Genomic DNA, 19,706 nt, shown 5'->3' with positions numbered 1-19,706 from the left:
ATTAAGGTGTGAGCAGCGCTTGGCTATACTTGAGCGAAGCGAAACTGCCAAGCGTTGCGAATCACTCTTAAATGCTTTGTTATATTTATTTGGCGAGGATGTACTTTAAGTTTTCAACTCCCCCTCTGAGAGTACAACTATTTGTTCCAGATACCACAACTGTTTTTTGTGCAGCATAAGCTGTAAGGACTAGACTTAACGTCATTTGTCCCTCTGGCGTCGTTCCATCGAAAACGTAGTTGTACCATTGATTTGTGTGACATTCAGGCAAACTAGATGGATTAGTATCCACCGTAATTAGAACTTGTTTTCCAAATTCAGGGCCAGATAAAACTCGTTTTATCGTTGTCTCGCTGGTCTCACTTGCCAACGTTAAACTTGGCAAAAGATAGGTTAGTAAAAATAAATTTATTTTATTCATATATATCTCGTTCATTTCGTATATAACGCCCTTGCTAAGCGGCAACCAACGATACCACAAAACTCATACAAACCACCGTAAACACTAAACATAACCAGACACAAAACCGCCAGGCGTTGGTTGTCCGTCTTGAGCGGATGGTTAGGTATGCTCATTACGAACGCTTTGCTCGCTGGAGCTATAGGACTAACCCATGAAACACCAAAGCTAACTGCACCGCAATAACCACCAAAGCTGAATAACAACCACATCACTATTTTTGCGGTGGTTCGCTGAAACAAAAAAAGCTAACCAAATTGAGATAACGAGCTTCCAATGAATAAACTTGGACAAGAGCACTTAAAACAGAAGACGCTCTGCCTACTCACACAAATGTTTGTCAATAGAAGGAAACCTTCACCTAAAAAAGTTCGAGCCACATGACCACTGGCACTAGCGAAAACAATATTATTGAAGTGGCTGGACGCCAAACTAAAAAACCGAACAAACTTAAAGCAACCTAACGCCCTTGCTAAGCGGCTACCAACAATACCATAAAACTCAAACAAACCACCGTAAACACTGAGCACAACCAGATACAAAACCGCTAAGCGTTGGTTGTCCGTCTTGAGCGGATTGTTAGGTATGCTCACTACAAACACCTTTGCTAGCTTGAGCTATAGGACTAAGCCATGAAGCACCAAAGCTCAATGCACCGCAATCACCACCAAAGCTGGATAATAACCACGTCACTGTTTTTGCGGTGTTTTACTGAAGCAAAAAAGCTAACCAAATTGAGATGGCGAACTTTCAACGAACAAACTTGACCAAAAGCACTTAAAAACAACAAACACTCAGTCACTAACATCAAAGCTTGCCAGTTGAATGAAACTCTCACCCGACAGAGTTTGAGCCACATGACCACTGAAACTAGCGACAAACAAGATTATTGAAGTGGCTGAGCACCAAACTAAAAACGTACAGTCTTAAAGCAACCTAACGCCCAATTAAGGGGTGAACAACGCCTCCACCCAAACCTAAAGCACTATGCCATAAACACTAAAACTGAAGTAGAAGCAAAAGTGCCAAGCGTTGTGAATCCCTCTTAAATTGCTTGTTATACGTTTGTTTCCACCCAACTCGACGCTAGACATTCACCTTATATGTCAGGTCTTTAACGTCATCCCCGGTCATTCCACGAAAACCCCAACAGTGCGGTGGTTGCTCTTTAATCGTAATTTCGATGTCTACGGGAGAAATACCTAAGCTAGATTCAATATTGGCAAAAAGTGTCTTTATGAGAGCTTTTTTAGTTTCGGCTTTTCTCCCTTCCATCATATTGATTTCGATGACTGTATAAGCATCCGTACGACCTTCAGGGTAATAAAAGTCAGATTTGTCGAGAGGCACAATCCTATGAGCGCGTTTGCTTTCGGGCAGACTCAGCACTTTTGTCATAGAGGCTTGAATCACATCAGATAATTCAGCTTTGATCGGGTTTAAATACTCTTTGATTCCATATATTACTACCACCGTTCCTCCTTAGAACGTATAACGCCCTTGCTAAGCGGCTACCAACAATACCACAAAACTCAAACAAACCACCGTAAACACTAAACATAACCAGACACAAAACCGCCAAGCGTTGGTTGTCCGTCTTGAGCTGATTGTTAGAGGTATTCCGGGTCATCAGCTGCAGACCAATATACTTCATAATCAACATTTTCAATTATTTGATTGTCTTTAAACTGGTAAAAATCATACTTGGCAGGTTGCAGAAATTCCAAATCTGGTGGGATCATTTCAAATTCATCCTCACTACCACCTTCGACTTTGACTAATAACCCATTCTCGTGAGCTGAAACAATTATTCCCCAGAAACCATCATATTCATCATCGCGATTTGGATATACAATCCTTATGGATACTAATACACGTTTTCCAATTTCTTTGGATGCTTCATCAATTGAATATTCCACTTTATACCTCTAACGCCCTTGCTAAGCGGCTACCAACGATACAACAAAATACGGCAAACCACCGTAAACACTGAGCACAACCAGATACAAAACCGCCAAGCGTTGGTTGTCCGTCTTGAGCTGATTGTTATGCCTGTCCTAAAACGCGCTCAATAAAAGCTGACTTTTTTCGACGATACTCTTCGTGAGCCCAGCCTGTACAAGACATCTTGAGTTCATTGTATTGTTGAACTAACTCAGGGCTTTCACGAAGCTTGTCCCTAAAAACCACAAAGACGTCAAATTCTGAGCCATTCACTACGACTTGGAAAGCTACATCTTCACCTGAGCTATTCTCCAGCATGCAAAGCTCTTGTGTTCTTAACGTATTGGATTTTTCGTTAAAACCTAAAGTAGAAAGTAACTTCACTGCTTTTTCTAGCTCGTTAACGTTAACACCAACAAGTATGTCTAGGTCTCCCTTAGATACAGCATTAGGAATAGAAGAAGCACCAATATGCTCAATTGTTGCGCGCGGAAGTAAAGCGGCTATCTGAAGTTTATACTTACGATAAAGGTCTTCACAAGATGCCTGATACTCATCTGCTTTGTAAAACTGCATATTTTCCCCAAAAAGGCATAACGCCGCATTAAGGTGTGAGCAACGCTACCACAAAACTTAACCATACTACCCTAAACACTAAGCCCAACGATGGAATGAAAATGCCAAGCGTTGGGAATCACTCTTAAATGCTTTGTTATGTGTTTTTTATTAATGGGTTAACGATTTCAAAACTTTCATTTAGAGGCATTACACCTTCAAAGAATCCCTCAACAACACATTGAAATCTTTCTCTAAAGTTATGTAATTCACTATCAGTTATATTTAACAGCTCAAAGCCATCATTGGAACTATAATGCGCTTGAATTGACATCATAATATAACTAAAAATTCGAGTGATTGGCCATGCTATATCCCTCGGTATATCATTAGAATGATTTTCTTTAGCCAAATCAAAAATGTCTTTTTCAAGTTCCCAGTATCTATCAATATCGAATAAAGACTCTTCATGCCAAATTCCAATAAAGGAACTATCTTGAAACTCATTACAGTGAGGAAAATTCATAAGTAAATTTTTCATAGTTAAAGATCATATAAAACAAGGAGACACATAACGCCCTTGCTAAGCGGCTACCAACGATACCACAAAACTCAAACAAACCACCGTAAACACTAAACATAACCAGACACAAAACCGCCAAGCGTTGGTTGTCCGTCTTGAGCGGATGGTTAGGTATGCTCATTACGAACACCTTTGCTAGCTTGAGCTATAGGACTAAACTATCAAACACCAAAGCTAGCTGCACCGCAATAACCACCCAAGCCGAATAACAACTAAATCACTATTTTTGCGGTGGTTCGCTGAAGCAAAAAAGCTAACCAAGTTGAGAGAACAAACTTCCAATGAATAGACTTGGACAAGAGCACTAAAAACAGAAGACGCTCTGCCTACTCACACAAATGTTTGTCAATAGAAGGAAACTTTCACCTGAAAAAGTTCGAGCCACATGGCCACTGAAACTAGCGACAAACAAGATTATTGAAGTGGCTGAGCGCTAAACTAAAAACCGTACAAATCCAGAGCAACCTAACGCCGCGTTAAGGGGTGAACAACGCCACCACCTAGCCTAAATCATTGTGCCGTAAACACTAAAGCTGAATCAAACTGAAAATGCCAAGCGTTGAGAATCCCTCTTAAACGCCTTGTTATGTTTATATTAGAAACCACTTTTTCTCAGTCCGGCAAATTTCTTTCAAAACAATCTGTCTTGCAGATTCTCTGTTAGACGCTACGTTTTGCCCTTTAGTCGTTTGATCCAACAATTCATCGAATCGGGCTACCGCTTTTTTAGAAAACTCTTGTCGAAGCGTATAGTAGTGGTCTTTCTTAGTATATTGAACAATGCCGAATTGCTTTGACATTACATATGCTCTCGCTTCATGCATAAGTTCATATCGAGCAGCTCGCCTCGTTTGACGCTTTTCAATACCCCAATGGACCCAAGGAGCTATCAGAGACCCAATAACACCACTTATTAACCCGAGAACTGCCGCAATAACATTGTCCAACGCCAAAATATGTTCCACCGAAACTCCTCATAAACATAACATTTGTATACTGCGCGAGCTCTGTTTGAAACACCCGGTTTTCGATGAACCTCTCTGATTCCTATACAGAAAACGCTAGAAAAACCGTAAACAAAATGCGCGTGCGTATTTTGACTGCGCAGTATCTCTTTATTACTTTTTGTAACTTATTGAATTTTAAAGTCACTTATCATTTGTCACAAACATAAATGAGCGTCATCGTGTGTATGATCACTTTTGTTATTCAATTCTTTGTTCTTCCAGATGCAGATACAAAACCGCCGCATAGTTTATGCGGCGGTTTCACGATTTGCTTCGCTATAGGAGATGAAGCTCGTTAAGCCACTTCAGTCGTTGGACGAGAGAAATACGCTGGGTACTTCTGGCGAATATGGCGCTGCTCTTCAACCATATTCTTAAAAGATGGACCTTTTCTGAGCTTAACAATTACCTCATTTTGGTCGAATCGTAGCACATTGCCCTCAAAGGTCACTTGCTTGTTGTTATGCAAATGAATCGTCCCAGACATTGCTAACCCTTTGTACCAATTGGTAAAGGTATTTTTTACCACTCGGATACCACCCTCAGACACTTCGGTGACGTGAAACAGTTCGTTAGAAATACGTACTGAAGGCCTTGCTCTTCTTGGGTACTTCAATCGATAAAATTTACGCTTTTGTTCAAAATCACTCATTAACTTTCTCCTATAACTTCGAGTGATAACGTCCCGAAGAGTCTTATCTTTCTGGTGATTCTAGGGTCAACCAGATAAATCTAATTTTAAGATAATATAATTGTCGGCTATCAAAAGAAAATCTTTAGCCGCTAGTTGTGAGCCTGTGATCTCTCAGCATACTATTCAGCTCGCAACATATAATCATAAACATCTGATTTTAAACAAGTAAAATCAAAAAACCAATCATAACAAATCTCTTTACAATACGAGGTTTTGCTCATACATTGCACGCATCAAAATCGCTAGGTGTATTCCATGTCACAAGAACGTACTGGTAACTGGATGGCTGCTCTTTCATTCCTTTTATGGGGATTGTTACCACTCTATTATCAATATTTGCCTAATGCGGCTTTGGACGAGTTACTCACCGTTCGACTAGCTGCCTCTGTACCCTTTGGTATACTGATCGTACTGTTTGTCACAAAAAAGTGGCCTAATTTTACAGCTATTTTTAGTGATCACCGCTCTTTAGTCATCACACTATTGGGCAGCACTCTAATGTCAATTTCTTGGTGTGCATTCACATGGGCGATGACAAATGATCGCGTGATTGATGCCAGTTTAGGCTTTTTCATCAGTCCACTAACAATGACAGCCTTGGGGGTATTCGTGTTAGGTGAAAAACTCTCACTTGGCAAAAAGGTGGCATTAGTATTAGCGACGGCAGGATTAAGTTATCAAGTCATGCAATATGGGCAAATACCTGTTATCGCACTGACTATGGCCATTTTCTTTACACTGTATGGTTGGTGTAAAAAGAAGATTCAATACGAATGGAGCACATGCCTGTTGGTCGAAGCCTTAGTGTTGCTGCCCTTTGCACTTGGCTATCTCACTTTCAAAGAACTCACTGTTGGTACTGAATCACTGAACTCAGGTTGGTCAACCTTTGCACTTTATATTGGCTCAGCTCCTGCAACCCTCGTTCCTTTGTTGTTTTACTCTTTAGCGATTCGTTGGACCAGTATGTCAACGGTCGGATTAATGCAATACATTGAACCGTCAATTCAATTTCTATTAGCAATATATCTCTTTGGTGAAATCTTTGATGAAGTCAAACTAATCAGCTTCAGCCTGATATGGACCGGTTTGCTTTTCACCATTGCAGAAAGTGCCAAAAACCGAATGATACTGAAACGCTCATAAAATCCCCCTCCGGGGGATTTTTAAAATGAAAGATGAAGCGTTCCTTGCCAAAGCAATCCGACAGCCAAAACAGCAGCTACACTCAACACACCAGCACCAAGTTTCTCTTTACCTTCAAACGGGTTGATCCCCTGCTCTTTCTTGGCCTGAATGTAAAAATACAGACCAGGCACATAAAGAATCGCCGAAAGAAGTAGGTAATTGAGCCCAGATGCATACAGTAGCCACAGACCATATAACGTAGCGCCAATGCCCACAGCAAGTAAGCTATCTCGGCTTTTTTGTGTTATTGCTAATTTGAGTACGTAGGCACCGACCAAAAAATATGGTACTAAGATCATTTCAGAAGCAATGATCAACAAGGTATCGTACGTGCTGCCCGCAAACATCACCAAGATCAGAGAGATCTGAACCCAAATATTGGTCAAGGTTAGCGGCTTTACCGGGCTACCAGCTTTATTCAACTTCGCATAACTGGCCGGAAACATTTTCTCTTTTGCACACAGATAAGGTGCTTCTGAAGCTAAAACCGTCCAACTCAAGAATGCACCACACACAGACACGAGCAAGCCGACACTGATTATGTATTGACCCCATGGCCCGAGAATATGAGTCAGCACTTTTGCCATTGACGGGTTTTGATAGTGCGCCAACTCTGTTGGCTTAATGACTCCCATAGAGAGCAAAGTCACCAACACATAGATAGATAAGGCAGTCAGCAGCCCCAATATTGTTGCACGTCCAATATCTTTGCGGTTACGAGCCCGACTGGATACTACCACCGCACCTTCGATACCAATGAACACCCAAACTGTCACTAGCATAGTACTTTTTACTTGATCCCATAGCGTATGCGCATCACCAAAATGGAGACCACTGAAGTCAATCGTAAATGTGTCCCAGCTAAACGCAAACATTGCACAGAGTATAAACACCACCAGCGGTACAAGCTTCGCGTAAGTCGTTACCATATTAATCAAAGCGGCCGTTTGCACACCACGTAGGACTAATGCATGTACCATCCACAAAAGCATGGATGCCCCTAAAATAGATACCCAAGTATTACCCTGGCCAAAGATCATGTTGTCAGGTGTGTCAAACAGCATGCCTAAGGTACTAAACACAATAACCAGATAAGAAACGTTGGCCAACATCGCACTTAGCCAGTAACCCCATGCAGAGCAGAAGCCGACAAAATCTCCAAAGCCTTCTTTTGCATAGCCAAACACCCCGCTTTCAATCTGAGGTTTATGAGAAGCCAGCTTTTGGAATGAGAATGCAAGAAAGACCATGCCAATACCAGTAATCGCCCAGCCAATCATGACTGCCGCAGGGCTTGCAACAGAAGCCATGTTTTGTGGCAAGCTAAATACGCCTGCGCCGATCATTGAACCAATGACGATCGCAGTGAGAGAGCTCAACCCAAGTTTGTTATTCATTGTTGTTCCGGATTATAAATTCAATGGTTTCGGAAATGGTCATATTACGGAGAAACTGCAATAAGAGGCAGAGTGGTTGTGACTTCTATCGCAAAGAAAAGCGAATAATCAGACACTTCATTGCTGCCGATCAAACCAAATCTTAATATTTAATTCCAGCAATTAAAATATAATTAGAATTTAAAACCACAAAAATGGCAATAAAACAGCCCACAACATCAACAAAAGGGCCACTAAACAGCAAATTGAACTTTAAAAAGAAAAGGTCGCTTGGGGAATAAAAGAAGACAAAAGCAGGACCTAAAGAGCCCTGCTTTATACTGGGTTAGTGATGAGAGCCAGACGGGTCAAATCCGAAGTCTGACTGCTGGTAAATGTCCGACAAAGCCTTTTCTTTCTTAGACTTAGTCGAACTCCTTGAAGCCCCTGTGTGGTGTACATCCTGTGACTCCAAAGCCTTTTCATGTGCTTTTGCCGATCGAATAAATTCTGGGTTGTTAAGCGCCTCCTGACGCAGGCGATTAACACGTTCAAGGGTTTCCCACAACATAACTCACCTCCAGACTCTGTGTTTATATACAGTATAGATAACCTCACTAATATCTCAAGAAAACACTGTCTATTTGAACAGTTATTTTACTGCAAATAGGCGTTAAGCATCCACATCAGCTTTTCTTGCTCTCGAATATAGTCTCCCATCAGGGCTGCCGTACCTTCATCTTCTGCTTCTTCTGCTTGGTTTAAAATCGCGCGTTGCTGAGTCAGTAACGTGCTAAAACTATGAACAAGACCTCTCACACATTCTTTACCTGTTGTCGCATTTTGGTGTTCTTCAATGCCACTCTTTGCTAAATACTGGCTAAAACTGTGGTCTGGCGCTGAGCCAATAGTCAGAATACGCTCTGCTAGCTCATCAATTTTGGTTTGAAGATCGGTGTAGATCTCTTCAAATTTCAAATGCAGTTCAAAGAATTGCTGACCTTTGATGTTCCAGTGATAACCGCGGGTGTTCATATAAAGCACTTGATAGTGCGCTAACAACGCATTCAACTCGGTCGCCAGTACTTGTGATTTTTCGTTGTTTAGGCCAATTAAGTTAATTTGGTTTGTCATAGTGCATTCCTCATCACAATCAATGTTTTTGGCTGTTGCCTTTCAATGATTTAACTATACTCACTCCTAATAGATAGTTAAAAACGTTCATTTCTATAGATTTAATAGGCAATTCCTATAACACTCAGTCTAATAGTGAGCAGCCTCTACTCTCTGTAGAAGTGAACTAGCGTTACTCTGAAGCTGTAGTGCAAATATGAAGATAATGGCTAAATAGGGGCTTATGCGGGTAAAAGAGCACTTTAACCGCGAGAGAGTTGAAATAGTAGGAATGACAGAAATGAGAGTTCTCATTTCTGTTCCTTAATGTACACAATGAGTTTACGGCACGCTTGTTGTACTAGGGTATTGAATGAAAGGTATATCCACTAAAGCGAAGAGAGATCCAACTCAACAGGTTTGCCCAACCAATAAGCAAATTCGGTATGATCTTTGAGGTCATTACCCGTCAATGCGTGAACCAAAACCGGTAACTCCCCACGGGATTTATCTAACCAAGGGATTAAAACATCAAAGTCATCCGCCGTAAACGTCACAGAAAAGCTCCACATGGTATGAGGGCCAACCAGTTTCTGATTAAATCGCCCGACAGACAAAGCAAACTCACGGCTGATTTGATCCCTCAAGTCAGAAGCGAAATCGTTGCTGTAGGCGTCAAAATAGACATGTGCATGGTAATCTTGATGGATATTTTTTGGATAAGTCATAATAATCTTCATTGAACGTGTTCGGATACACGATCCTGCCACGTTATTTAGTTAACTTGTGAATGCAGATGCGGTCGCTAACCCAATAGCCCTTGTTCGACAGCATATTTGGCAAGCTCTGCAGTGCTGTGTATATCTAGCTTCTGCTTAATGTTTTGCCGATGGGTTTCCACGGTGCGGTAACTAATACTCAGCAAAGCGGCGATTTTCTTACTACTGTTTCCTTCCGCAACCAATTTAAGAACGGCTTCCTCGCGTCGACTGAGAGGGTTAGGTTTTTGCGCAGCGGGAATCACTTCTTGAGAAAACAAAGTCTGTGTCACGGATTCGCAAAAATAGGTCGAGCCTTGATAGACCGTTTTAATCGCCTGCACCATCCGACGGGCACAAATCTCTTTCAGCATGTAACCAACCGCGCCAGCCTGCATCACCTTCATGATGTATTCGCGGTTATCATGCATGGTCAGCATCAACACCTTAATCTCTGGCAACTCTTCCTTAATCAGACGCGTGGCATCGATGCCGTTCATTAATGGCATACTCACATCCATCAACACAACGTCTGGCGTTAGCTCCTTAACCTTTTCAACCGCCTCCAAGCCATTGCTGGCCGAGCCAATCACCTCTATTTCTGGTTCCAGTTGGAGCCGAGCGATAAATCCATCTAAGACGACCTGGTGATCGTCGACTATCACCACTTTGATCGGTTTATCCATATATTAATCCATCTAATTTCAACAGAACGGTAATCTCTGTACCAAACCCTGGTTCGCTTTCAAGCTCAAAATCGCCACCCAAAAACTCTACTCGCTCACGCATATTGCGTAAACCAATACCCGACTTTCTTAGCGTTGAGCCTACATCAAACCCGACACCATCATCACGTATGATCAGTTGAAGCATGTCACCCAATTGCTGCAGGATTACCGTCACCTGCTTCGCTTGAGAGTGCTTCTCTATATTGGTCAGCGACTCCTGCGCTACCCGGTAAAGCGTGGTTGCTACCTCTGATTTTAGCCTGCTCTGACTGGTTGACAATGACGCCTCAACATTGACGCCAGAATGCGCTTTAAAGTCCGTCAGCAGAGTCGTCATCGCAGCCTCAAGGCCGATATCATCCAGCGCACTAGGCCTTAACTGATGCGAAATATGTCGAACTTCATTAATCGCTGTCATGAGAGAATTCTGCGACTTAGCTAGATGCTGCTTTTGTGTTTCGTCATCAAGTTTAGTGCCAAGCAACTCCAAATGGCATTTGCTTGAGATCAGAAGCTGGTTAATACCATCGTGAAGCTCCCTCGCTAAATGCTTTTTTTCATCTTCCTGAAACATCACAGTTTTATGCGCCAGCTCTTTTAAGCTCTTATCCGCCAGTCGATGCTCATGTAAATTGACCGCTAATGTCAAAACCAGAATCACCGCGACGGTCACCACAACAATCACAATAAGTGAAAAGAAGGTCGTCTCAATATTGTCGTTGACCGCTAATTGGAGGTTTGCCACTTCTTCAGTGACATCTTCAATGTACAAGCCCGTACCAATCATCCAGTTCCATTTGCTTAACCAAGCCGCGTAACTCAATTTAGGAACGCTTTCTCCTGTGGATGGCTTTTGCCACAAATACTGATGAAAACCGCCACCGGATTTTGCCTGCGCCAATAAAGATTCAATTAAGTGGTTGCCGTTTTCATCCTGAATGTGTAGTAGGTTTTGCCCCACCAATTCGGGCATAATTGGGTGAACTAGATTGGTCCCGTTCTTGTCGTAAACAAAGAAGTAGCCATCAGTTCCATATTGCAGACGACTGATGATCGCTTTGACCTGCTCCTTGGCCTGATGCTCTTCGATATTAGGATCGTTATAGATGTGCTCAATGGCATCAAAGGCCAAATCCACCAGATCCTTGAGCGCCGATTCTTTTGACTTAATGAGGCTGGAGTGGAAGATCTTCACTTCTTTATCACCCAGCGTTTTGGTTTGGTAGATAGCGATCCAACTTGTCAGCGCCATCACTAACAACAGCGGTAACAAGCTCAACAAAATCAACTTAGCTTTTAGAGGCATTCCTTCTCCCATACTAAAAAGCTGCCCATACGAGCAGCTTTACTTTAGCAAGAGTTGTTACATTTCTGTAATCAGTCGATCACATTCCATAGAATCCAGGGAAGACTAACAGTGACGCCAGAACGAGGATCTGAATACCGATGAATGGCATCACGCCTCGATATATATCTCGAGTTGTCACCCCTTTTGGTGCTACACCTTTGAGATAAAACAGGCTGAAACCAAATGGTGGGGTCAAGAAGGAGGTCTGCAGGTTCATCGCAATCAAGATCGCAAACCAAGTCATGTTTATACCCATAATCTCGGCAACGGGTGCGATGATTGGAACGATGATAAAACAGATTTCCACAAAGTCGATGAAGAAGCCCAGAACCAGAATCACCAACATAGTGATGATCAGAAAGCCCCATTTTTCCCCCGGTATTTGTAGCATCCACTCTTCAACTAGGTAGTCACCGCCCGTGTAGGTGAATGCCATGGAGAACGCTGTGGCACCGAGCAGAATCGCAAACACCATAGCGGTTACTTTGACCGTCTCTTTCGACGCTTCGTACACCATGTTCCAGCTGAATTGCTTGTAAAGCAGAGATAGCACTATCGCACCTGCTCCACCAAGCGCGGCAGATTCTGTTGGTGTCGCGACACCAGCAAAGATGGAGCCGAGTACCACTACGATAAGCGCAAGTGGCGGGATCACAGCTTTAAGCGCAGTGATGACTTCCTGCTTACGGCTTACCGACTCATCACGAGGAATAGGCTGCGCAGCTTCTGGATTGAGTTTGGCGTAAATCAGAATATAGAGAACGTAAGCGCCAACTAAAACGAGACCCGGCCAAACCGCTGCCTGAAACAAATCCCCAACAGGAACACCTAACACATCGCCAAGAAGGATTAAGACGATAGACGGTGGAATGATTTGACCTAACGTACCTGAGGCACAAATCGTTCCGCACGCTAACCCTTTATCGTAGTTGTACTTAAGCATAACTGGCAGAGAGATAAGCCCCATTGCTACAACAGAGGCACCAACAACGCCTGTAGAAGCCGCCAGCAAAGCACCCACTAACACGGTAGAAATCGCGATACCACCGCGCACACCGCCAAACAACTTACCCATGGATTCAAGCAGCTGTTCCGCTAGACGTGTTTTTTGCAGAACCAAACCCATGAAAACGAACAATGGCACTGCCATCAATACCGTGTTTTCCATGATGGATTGGATGCGATATGGCATGAAAGCAAACATATCCATGCCTTCGGCCCAGACGCCGAATATCAATGCAATACCACCAAAGGTGAACGCAACTGGGAAGCCAAGCAGTAAAGCAAACAAGGCAACAAAAAACATTACAATACCGACCATTTTTGTCTCCTTACTTTTGCTCTGTTGAGTTGGCGTAAATTAAATGCGGGTTAAAAATCTTATTGAGAGAATGAAGCAGTAATCCAACACCACTTATTGCCATAAACATAAACGACAATGGAATCATGGCTTTAATTACCCAGCGATAGGGCAAGCCACCTGGATCACCAGACGTTTCACCTAGGGCGAAACTCTCTTTAGCGAAATCAACGCCGTACCAAGCCACCAGCAGACAAAACGGAAAAAGAAAAACGATGGTACCGATTAAATCAATGATGGCCTGAGCTCGATGAGACAAGCGCTCGTAAAAAAGGTCTACCCTGACATGGCCACCCGCTTTAATGGCATAAGGAACACCCAATAGGAATACGGCAGAGAACAAGTGCCACTCCATTTCCTGAAATGCAATGGAAACATCATTAAACACGTAGCGCATCACCACATCGTAAACGACATTTGCGAGCAATAAGATAAACAGGATACTCGACAGCCATCCTAGGAAATCGCCGAAGCGATTAAAGATGCGCTCTATATAGATTAGATTTCTCATTCCCTACTCCATGGAACTTTGAAATAACTCCGCTTGGCCGAAACCTGCGGAGCTTTGTTATAGACTCTTCAAATTATAAGAGAGTTTTCTTGGGCTTCTCGTTGCCAGCTCAATCAAACTGGCAACGAATTTTTATGATTATTGTTGTGCCTGACTGTTCAGGTATGCGCGGTGTGAGATGTCAGACCAAGGACGAACTTGCTCGATATAAGCTGCCTGAGACGCTTGGATCTCTTTTGCCATTTCATCTTTGTCAGCATGTTCTTTAAGCAGACGCTCGTTAGCTTCGCGAAGTGCTGTCATAACTTCCGCTGGGAAGTTTTTCACCTGTACATTTGGATATTCAGACTTGATTGACGCCCAGTTCTTACCACTTTCGTGTTTAGACTGAGTGTACATATCGTAAGCCGCAGTTTTCATGGCAACCTGAAGAATCGCTTTCAGATCGTCAGGCAGACGGTTCCAAGTGCGCTTATTGATCAGGAATTGCAGCTCTGTACCTGGCTCATGCCAACCTGTGTAGTAGTAAGGTGCAATCTTGTGGAAACCCATACGTAGGTCAAGTGATGGCCCTACCCACTCAAGTGCATCGATAGTGCGGCGCTCAAGCGAGGTATATAGCTCACCCGGTGCGATGTTGGTTGGTTTTGCACCCAGCTCCGCCAAAATCTCACCGGCAAATCCAGGGATACGCATTTTCAGACCTTTTAGGTCATCAACCGAGTTGATTTCTTTCTGGAACCACCCCCCCATCTGAGTATCAGTGTTACCTCCAGGGAAAGACATCAGGTTATGAGGTGAATAGACTTTCTCCATTAACTCCATACCACCACCGTAATAGAACCAAGCGTACTGCTCTGTCGGCAGCATACCAAAAGGCATCGAGGTGAAATAAAGCGTATTAGGCACTTTACCTTTCCAGTAGTAAGACGCAGAGTGCCCCATGTCATACTGGCCCGATTTCACCATGTCAAACACGCCCAGTGGTGCTTTGTGCTTATTTGCAGAGTCGATTCGAATCTGAAGGCGGCCATTAGACATTTCTTCCGCCATCTTCGCCATGTTTTTGGTTGCGTCACCAAAGATTGGGAAGTTTGGCCCCCAAGTTTCCGCCAGCTTCAAGCGGTACACTTTTTCAGCAGCATTCACTGATGTCGCAGCAACAGCTAGTACTGCTGCCATAGCCGTACCTTTCAGTACTCGTTTCAAAGATTGTCTGATTAGACTCATGTTCACGTCCTTTGTTAGATTCAGCAACTTTCCAGCTACTTTTTACTCAAGCAAAGAGTGGTTCATCTAATCAGTTTTAGAAATAAGCGTGAACACGGAGAAAAATTAACAATGTCGTTTGCTATTTGACTTGTTAATTACGTATTTATACGTAGGCCAAAGTGCAATGAAGATTTTTAGTCATTAACAATCAATCCATTACATAGAGGCAAAGTATGAGTTTATTTCAATAATACGTAGACAACGATACGTGATACGGATAGGTGGGGATTTTTTATAAATGTGACAAATGTTAAATATTGATAGATATAGCGATAACTGACCAGATATTATTCTCAAAATAACAGCGCCCCGACATTAAAGTGGGGGCACTTCTATTCGTTCTCAACAACAGAGTGCTCTGCTGTTCAAAAGAGCGCTATAACAGTATGAATTAAAGGGCTTTATAGATAACTTTGTTACCTGCTAGCTGCTCTTTTGCCACTAGGTTTTCTTCTAGCAGTTTTTTCAACGCGCCCGTCGCCCATGAAGCAGCTTTGGCTTCTTCTTGGCCTGCGGCAAGACCAATGCCTTTCGGGTTAATGCCTTCTGCATTGGCAACAACAATGTCTAGCACTTGTTGTTGTTTAGGAGTCAGTGCAACGCTAACTTCTTTAGTCGCAACAACTTTCTCCGCTGCTGATGCTACAGCTACTTTTTTCTCAACTACAGGCTTAGCTTTCTTAGTTGCTTCTACGTTTGCAACTGTCGCCTTAACGCGTTTTTGCAATTTCATCTGCACTTTACGCTTATGAGCAAGTCTCATCGAGTTTCTCTCCATTTCACTGCATACGGAGCAGTGGTGAAAATTTGAAGCGCGATTTATACCAAAATTTTGCGGCTATTTACAGGGTATAAGGGGCTTTATCGAGCAAAAATGCGTGATATGCTGTCATCAGACTACAATTTAATCAGTGCTGATTATGATCCTTTTCATAACTACTGAATATATAAACAGAGGTTTGGGTCATTGCTAGGGAGTCGTAAATGCAGACGTTGCATCTTACCAATCAACCTATCCGGCTTTCTTCACCGTTAGCCAAAATCATTGCGACTATCACATCTATTATAATGATTTCTCTTGTTATGTTTTCACCAGACTTTCAACAAGCCCTTTTAACGCTGGTGGTAATTTTATCGCTGGTTGGTTTTGGCTACCTGATGATTCTTAAAGGCACAGTTTCCTACACGTTGACGGCTACACATTTTCAGCAGCACTTGTTCAAAGGAGGTTGGGTAGTGAAATGGAATAACGTCAGCAAAATTGGCATCTGCCACTATGATCAAGAAGGCTGGCAACAACCTTTGCCTTGGATTGGCATTAAACTCAAACACTACTCCCCTTATCTCGATAGCATCTGCCCTCGAATCGCCACAGAAATCCTTCTCAGCCAAAGAGCGCTGTTGTATCTCGGTGCCAAGCAAAGTCAACAGGGCATTCAGTTTGAAGACATCGTTTTGGACTCCCAACCTTACAAGAACTCAACAGGAGAAGAGTATTCAGGTTTACAAGCGATGCTCGCTAATCGCATGCGATACCAGAGAAACTACTTTGATTACGATATATTCATTTCTGCTCATGACTTGGATCGATCGGCTGAAGAGTTTGTCGGGCTTGCAAGACGATATCTTGCGGCTGCAGAGCCTGAAGAAGGTTAAGAATAACAAAAGGTCGCGCGAGGCGACCTTTTCAGTGATTAATAAAGTGGCATCTCATCAGCCACAAATGGGTTGGAAGCGCGTTCTCTGCCAAATGTCGACTCTGGACCATGGCCAGGTACAAACCGAACGTCATTACCTAGAGGCCAAAGTTTGGTTTTAATCGAGTGAATCAGAGTATCGAAATCGCCTTTAGGAAAGTCCGTACGTCCAACTGAACCGTTAAATAACACATCACCAACAAAGGCCAATTTAGCTTCTTTACTGAATAACACCACATGACCCGGTGTGTGACCCGGTGTGTGATAGACATTGAGAACTTGATTACCAAACTCTACGGTATCGCCATCATTCAACCACTTTTGCGGTTCGAATGCTTCGGTCAATGGAAAACCAAACATCTGGCTCTGCCCTGCTAAGCCCTGAAGCCAGAAATTGTCATCTTTGTGTGGACCGACAATCTCTACTCCACCAAGTTCAGCGGACAAAGGTTCAGTACCACCAACATGATCCAAATGACCATGTGTCAGAACCAAGTTTGTCACCTTAACCCCTAACTCTTTGATCAACGCAGCCAATTGCTTTACATCCCCACCGGGATCAACCACTACGCCTTGCATAGTTTCATCACACCATACGATGGAGCAGTTTTGCGAAAAAGAGGTAACGGGAACGACTTGGTACTTCAGAGACATATTGAAACCTTACGAATATCTAAACTGGCGAAACTATGACATTTGGTAAGGTCTTTGACAACCTTGTCTTACGCAAACGTACTTACCAACGACGTACAGGCCCAGTATCAATGTGCACAAAGTTGCTTCTCGGATAATAACCGACTCCACCCGCTTGAAGTTCAATCGCAGCATCACGAACCCTTTTCAAATTGACGCCATCGAGTCGAAAATCAATCGCCTGTCCCAACATGTGGTAACTCTTCTTAGCCACACCGTTTGACTTAGAGCGCAGCGCAGCGTTGGTAGCGGGAGAGCGGTAGCCAGAAATGATCTGCACTTCTGCATCGACTCCAAGTTGAGATTGAATCAGCGAGATTTGATCAAAAAGATACTTATCCATCTTATGGACTTCATTGCGGCGAAAGTCTCGACAGATATTATCTATTCGACTCAACTCATTCGCCACATAGACTCGGCCATCAAAGTAGCAAGATTCCAGCTCTTCCCCAGTATGGAGGTTACTAAATGCCAGAGCGCGAGGTTGGTCTGGGTGAGCGGCGAAAGCAAGAGAAGGAGCGCAGCTGGCTACAATTAAACCACTACCAGCTAACTTAATAAAATCTCTACGAGAAAAATCCACGGTGAACAGCCTTCAAAATATCGTTGATGATGCGTGTCGAACGGCGACACTACCTAACTCTAAAATGAAGTGCAAATGCATAAACTGTGCTCACAGAGAGATCTTGAGCATCGAAATTTACTTAGTACTTGACCTTATTAATAAAAAAGTTTGTTGGGAGAAAATGTGATTTTTTGGTCAGGTTTACCCTTTGCCGTAACTGAAACGATCCCAGCGGTATATATCGTCCCTGTAATGGATCTTGCCGCCCTCTGACCAGGCTGTTTGGTAGATGATATGCACCGGCACCCACTGTTTGAGTGGAATCGATTTGTTTGCCGCCAACTCTTCTTCGTCCAGCGTCGACATATCCAGCCCTTGGGTCTCAAGTAGCCGAGTTGCAAACTGATCGGCATGTTCAACCCGAATGCAGCCTGAGCTAAATGCCCGGCTTGCTTCATCAAACAAATTTTTACTTGGTGTATCATGCAGATAGATCGCACGGCGATTAGGGGTGTTAAACTTGTATAGGCCGAGCGCATTGTTGTTTCCTGAAAGCTGCGTCATTCGATAAGGAAATGCACTGGGGCGCATGTTCTGCCAATCAATATCCTCTGGGTTAATCAACTCTTTTGATCCCCACTTAGGCACAATCTTAATATTTTGCTTAACCAAATACTCAGGGTCTTCTTTTACCTTAGGAATTATATCTTCAACCATAATTTTCCAAGGCACGTTCCAAGTAGGATTGAGGATCAGTGAGTCCAGCTTAGTCGTCATCATCGGTGTTGGTCTGCCTTTACGCCCTACAACTACTTTGGACTGAAACACAGCTTGACCTGAGTACCAATATTTCATTTCAAAGCCCGGAACGTTCACCACAATGATGGTGTCACGCTCAATCGGCCACAGTCGACTGCGCTCAGCATTGAGTGCCAAAATGGATAAGCGTTCACTCGGGCTAGTATTAAGCCAGCGAATCGTATCGGGGCCGATAATGCCATCACCGATTAAACCATGAAGGCGTTGGAACTGCTTTACTGCGACTTCTAAGGTAGCATCGTACCAGCCGACATCACGTCGAACTCCCGACAAATCAACATCGACCATCTCCATTCTGACTAACAACACTTCGCGGTTTTCAAGCTTATCACCGATTTCTCTTAATCCTCGCTGGTGGTATTCAGGGAGGTTCAATTCTTCAAACTTTACAACGTGCAGGTAACTATCTATCAGCTGCTGGTAGTCATCACTATCAGGCGTATACACTTCGATCAGCTCGCTTAACTGCTGATGTTCGACCGCCACTGCGACAGCGATCAAATTGGTCTGGCTCAATCTCGGTAAGGGCTTATACAGCTTAGACTCGAAAAACCAGTCATAGCCAAGCAGCTTGGCTTGCTCAGCATAACTGATATAAAGAAGTAAGGTGTCGGTGGCAAGAAGGTCATATTCATGCCAGCGATTACTCTTACGATAGTACTCAAGGTATCTCAATTGACGGGCAAACAGAGGGCTGAACCCCGCACTGGTAATGATTTCAAGCTGGAACTCAAGGCGAGAGCTCTGTTGCAGGTCAAACCAAATCAGTTGGTTGTGATTGCTCTGATAAATGTGTTCGACATCTTTGGAATATTGCAGAACCCGAAGGACATGACTGTCTGGCTCCAACCACCCAATTCGCTCAAAATAGCTACTGGCCCAAGTCGGTATAGGAATAATTATCAGCAGTAATAGAAGGGGGTTAAGTCTAGCCATCTTACTCTCCAATCTAATCACCCGAGATCAAAGTATGGCAGAGAAATAAGAGGCTAGGATGAAATGTTGATGAGAATATTAATTTTCCCAAGCTTTACA

The 19,706-nt window shown here is 43.3% G+C and carries 25 protein-coding genes; 2 read left to right on the top strand and 23 right to left on the bottom strand.

Translation table 11 applies throughout. The features are described 5' to 3' along the window. Positions 1 to 85: 85 nt before the first annotated feature. The 10 genes from CTT30_RS05970 to CTT30_RS05925 form a co-directional block, all read right to left on the bottom strand. Positions 86 to 421, bottom strand: coding sequence for a hypothetical protein (locus CTT30_RS05970; protein WP_252036340.1), 336 nt, complete (start codon positions 419 to 421; stop codon positions 86 to 88). Between the two features lie 11 nt (positions 422 to 432). Then, positions 433 to 576, bottom strand: coding sequence for a hypothetical protein (locus CTT30_RS05965; protein WP_305130634.1), 144 nt, complete (start codon positions 574 to 576; stop codon positions 433 to 435). Positions 577 to 708: 132 nt separating this feature from the next. After that, positions 709 to 1,053: a hypothetical protein gene (locus CTT30_RS05960; RefSeq protein WP_252036338.1), complete on the bottom strand. Its 345-nt coding sequence runs from the start codon at positions 1,051 to 1,053 to the stop codon at positions 709 to 711. Positions 1,054 to 1,546: 493 nt separating this feature from the next. Further along, positions 1,547 to 1,933: a tautomerase family protein gene (locus CTT30_RS05955; RefSeq protein ID WP_252036336.1), complete on the bottom strand. Its 387-nt coding sequence runs from the start codon at positions 1,931 to 1,933 to the stop codon at positions 1,547 to 1,549. 137 nt (positions 1,934 to 2,070) lie between these two features. Then, the gene (locus tag CTT30_RS05950) at positions 2,071 to 2,379 is read right to left on the bottom strand and encodes a hypothetical protein (RefSeq protein ID WP_031856600.1); all 309 of its coding nucleotides are present in this window, start codon (positions 2,377 to 2,379) and stop codon (positions 2,071 to 2,073) included. Between the two features lie 127 nt (positions 2,380 to 2,506). Then, entirely contained in the window at positions 2,507 to 2,980 is a 474-nt protein-coding gene (locus CTT30_RS05945; protein ID WP_252036333.1) for a GrpB family protein, read from the bottom strand. A gap of 136 nt (positions 2,981 to 3,116) precedes the next feature. Further along, positions 3,117 to 3,500 carry an Imm41 family immunity protein gene (locus CTT30_RS05940; protein ID WP_172858321.1) on the bottom strand — a complete coding sequence of 128 codons (384 nt, stop codon included), beginning with the start codon at positions 3,498 to 3,500 and terminating at the stop codon, positions 3,117 to 3,119. Further along, positions 3,466 to 3,663 carry a hypothetical protein gene (locus tag CTT30_RS23370; protein ID WP_305130631.1) on the bottom strand — a complete coding sequence of 66 codons (198 nt, stop codon included), beginning with the start codon at positions 3,661 to 3,663 and terminating at the stop codon, positions 3,466 to 3,468. Before CTT30_RS23370 ends, CTT30_RS05940 begins: the two co-directional genes overlap by 35 nt. Before the next feature lie 469 nt (positions 3,664 to 4,132). Further along, positions 4,133 to 4,507: a hypothetical protein gene (locus CTT30_RS05930; RefSeq protein ID WP_140052693.1), complete on the bottom strand. Its 375-nt coding sequence runs from the start codon at positions 4,505 to 4,507 to the stop codon at positions 4,133 to 4,135. Positions 4,508 to 4,844: 337 nt separating this feature from the next. Next, a complete protein-coding gene (locus CTT30_RS05925) occupies positions 4,845 to 5,201 on the bottom strand; it encodes a PilZ domain-containing protein (protein WP_239876921.1) in 357 nt (118 codons plus the stop codon). A gap of 297 nt (positions 5,202 to 5,498) precedes the next feature. Between CTT30_RS05925 and rarD the strand changes: the two genes are divergently transcribed. Next, entirely contained in the window at positions 5,499 to 6,389 is an 891-nt protein-coding gene (gene rarD, locus CTT30_RS05920; protein ID WP_252036331.1) for an EamA family transporter RarD, read from the top strand. A gap of 20 nt (positions 6,390 to 6,409) precedes the next feature. On the opposite strand, the gene CTT30_RS05915 is transcribed toward rarD, so the two are convergent. From CTT30_RS05915 to CTT30_RS05870, 10 genes are all read right to left on the bottom strand, one after another. Beyond that, complete coding sequence (locus CTT30_RS05915; protein WP_252036329.1) at positions 6,410 to 7,828, bottom strand: basic amino acid/polyamine antiporter; 1,419 nt, start codon at positions 7,826 to 7,828, stop codon at positions 6,410 to 6,412. A gap of 325 nt (positions 7,829 to 8,153) precedes the next feature. Beyond that, positions 8,154 to 8,378 (bottom strand): hypothetical protein, encoded by a 225-nt coding sequence (locus CTT30_RS05910; RefSeq protein ID WP_252036328.1) that lies wholly within the window; start codon positions 8,376 to 8,378, stop codon positions 8,154 to 8,156. Positions 8,379 to 8,464: 86 nt separating this feature from the next. Next, the gene (locus CTT30_RS05905) at positions 8,465 to 8,941 is read right to left on the bottom strand and encodes a Dps family protein (RefSeq protein ID WP_252036325.1); all 477 of its coding nucleotides are present in this window, start codon (positions 8,939 to 8,941) and stop codon (positions 8,465 to 8,467) included. 368 nt (positions 8,942 to 9,309) lie between these two features. After that, positions 9,310 to 9,648 (bottom strand): DOPA 4,5-dioxygenase family protein, encoded by a 339-nt coding sequence (locus CTT30_RS05900; protein WP_252036323.1) that lies wholly within the window; start codon positions 9,646 to 9,648, stop codon positions 9,310 to 9,312. Between the two features lie 77 nt (positions 9,649 to 9,725). After that, positions 9,726 to 10,364 (bottom strand): response regulator, encoded by a 639-nt coding sequence (locus CTT30_RS05895; protein WP_252036322.1) that lies wholly within the window; start codon positions 10,362 to 10,364, stop codon positions 9,726 to 9,728. Beyond that, positions 10,357 to 11,712, bottom strand: coding sequence for a cache domain-containing protein (locus CTT30_RS05890; protein WP_252036321.1), 1,356 nt, complete (start codon positions 11,710 to 11,712; stop codon positions 10,357 to 10,359). Before CTT30_RS05890 ends, CTT30_RS05895 begins: the two co-directional genes overlap by 8 nt. A 79-nt stretch (positions 11,713 to 11,791) precedes the next feature. Next, on the bottom strand, positions 11,792 to 13,075 hold the full coding sequence (locus tag CTT30_RS05885; RefSeq protein ID WP_006958853.1) for a TRAP transporter large permease: 1,284 nt from the start codon (positions 13,073 to 13,075) through the stop codon (positions 11,792 to 11,794). Between the two features lie 10 nt (positions 13,076 to 13,085). Beyond that, entirely contained in the window at positions 13,086 to 13,625 is a 540-nt protein-coding gene (locus CTT30_RS05880; RefSeq protein WP_006958854.1) for a TRAP transporter small permease subunit, read from the bottom strand. 138 nt (positions 13,626 to 13,763) lie between these two features. Next, complete coding sequence (locus CTT30_RS05875) at positions 13,764 to 14,855, bottom strand: TRAP transporter substrate-binding protein (RefSeq protein ID WP_239836563.1); 1,092 nt, start codon at positions 14,853 to 14,855, stop codon at positions 13,764 to 13,766. Between the two features lie 433 nt (positions 14,856 to 15,288). Further along, positions 15,289 to 15,660, bottom strand: coding sequence for a MarR family transcriptional regulator (locus CTT30_RS05870; RefSeq protein WP_239871780.1), 372 nt, complete (start codon positions 15,658 to 15,660; stop codon positions 15,289 to 15,291). Between the two features lie 221 nt (positions 15,661 to 15,881). On the opposite strand from CTT30_RS05870, the gene CTT30_RS05865 reads away from it, so the two are divergent. After that, positions 15,882 to 16,553 carry a DUF2982 domain-containing protein gene (locus tag CTT30_RS05865; RefSeq protein WP_252036319.1) on the top strand — a complete coding sequence of 224 codons (672 nt, stop codon included), beginning with the start codon at positions 15,882 to 15,884 and terminating at the stop codon, positions 16,551 to 16,553. Positions 16,554 to 16,591: 38 nt separating this feature from the next. On the opposite strand, the gene CTT30_RS05860 is transcribed toward CTT30_RS05865, so the two are convergent. The 3 genes from CTT30_RS05860 to CTT30_RS05850 all read right to left on the bottom strand — a co-directional run bounded on the left by CTT30_RS05860 (position 16,592) and on the right by CTT30_RS05850 (position 19,607). Further along, entirely contained in the window at positions 16,592 to 17,248 is a 657-nt protein-coding gene (locus CTT30_RS05860; protein WP_239868521.1) for an MBL fold metallo-hydrolase, read from the bottom strand. A gap of 82 nt (positions 17,249 to 17,330) precedes the next feature. Continuing rightward, positions 17,331 to 17,870: a peptidoglycan L,D-endopeptidase MepK gene (gene mepK / locus CTT30_RS05855; RefSeq protein WP_252036317.1), complete on the bottom strand. Its 540-nt coding sequence runs from the start codon at positions 17,868 to 17,870 to the stop codon at positions 17,331 to 17,333. Positions 17,871 to 18,053: 183 nt separating this feature from the next. Next, a complete protein-coding gene (locus CTT30_RS05850; protein WP_252036315.1) occupies positions 18,054 to 19,607 on the bottom strand; it encodes a L,D-transpeptidase family protein in 1,554 nt (517 codons plus the stop codon). Between the last annotated feature and the right edge of the window lie 99 nt (positions 19,608 to 19,706).

It is taken from the genome of Vibrio coralliilyticus (assembly GCF_024449095.1).
Lineage (GTDB): Bacteria > Pseudomonadota > Gammaproteobacteria > Enterobacterales > Vibrionaceae > Vibrio > Vibrio coralliilyticus_A.
Note: the sequence above shows the minus strand (reverse complement) of the source record. Positions and strands in the feature narration are given on the sequence as shown.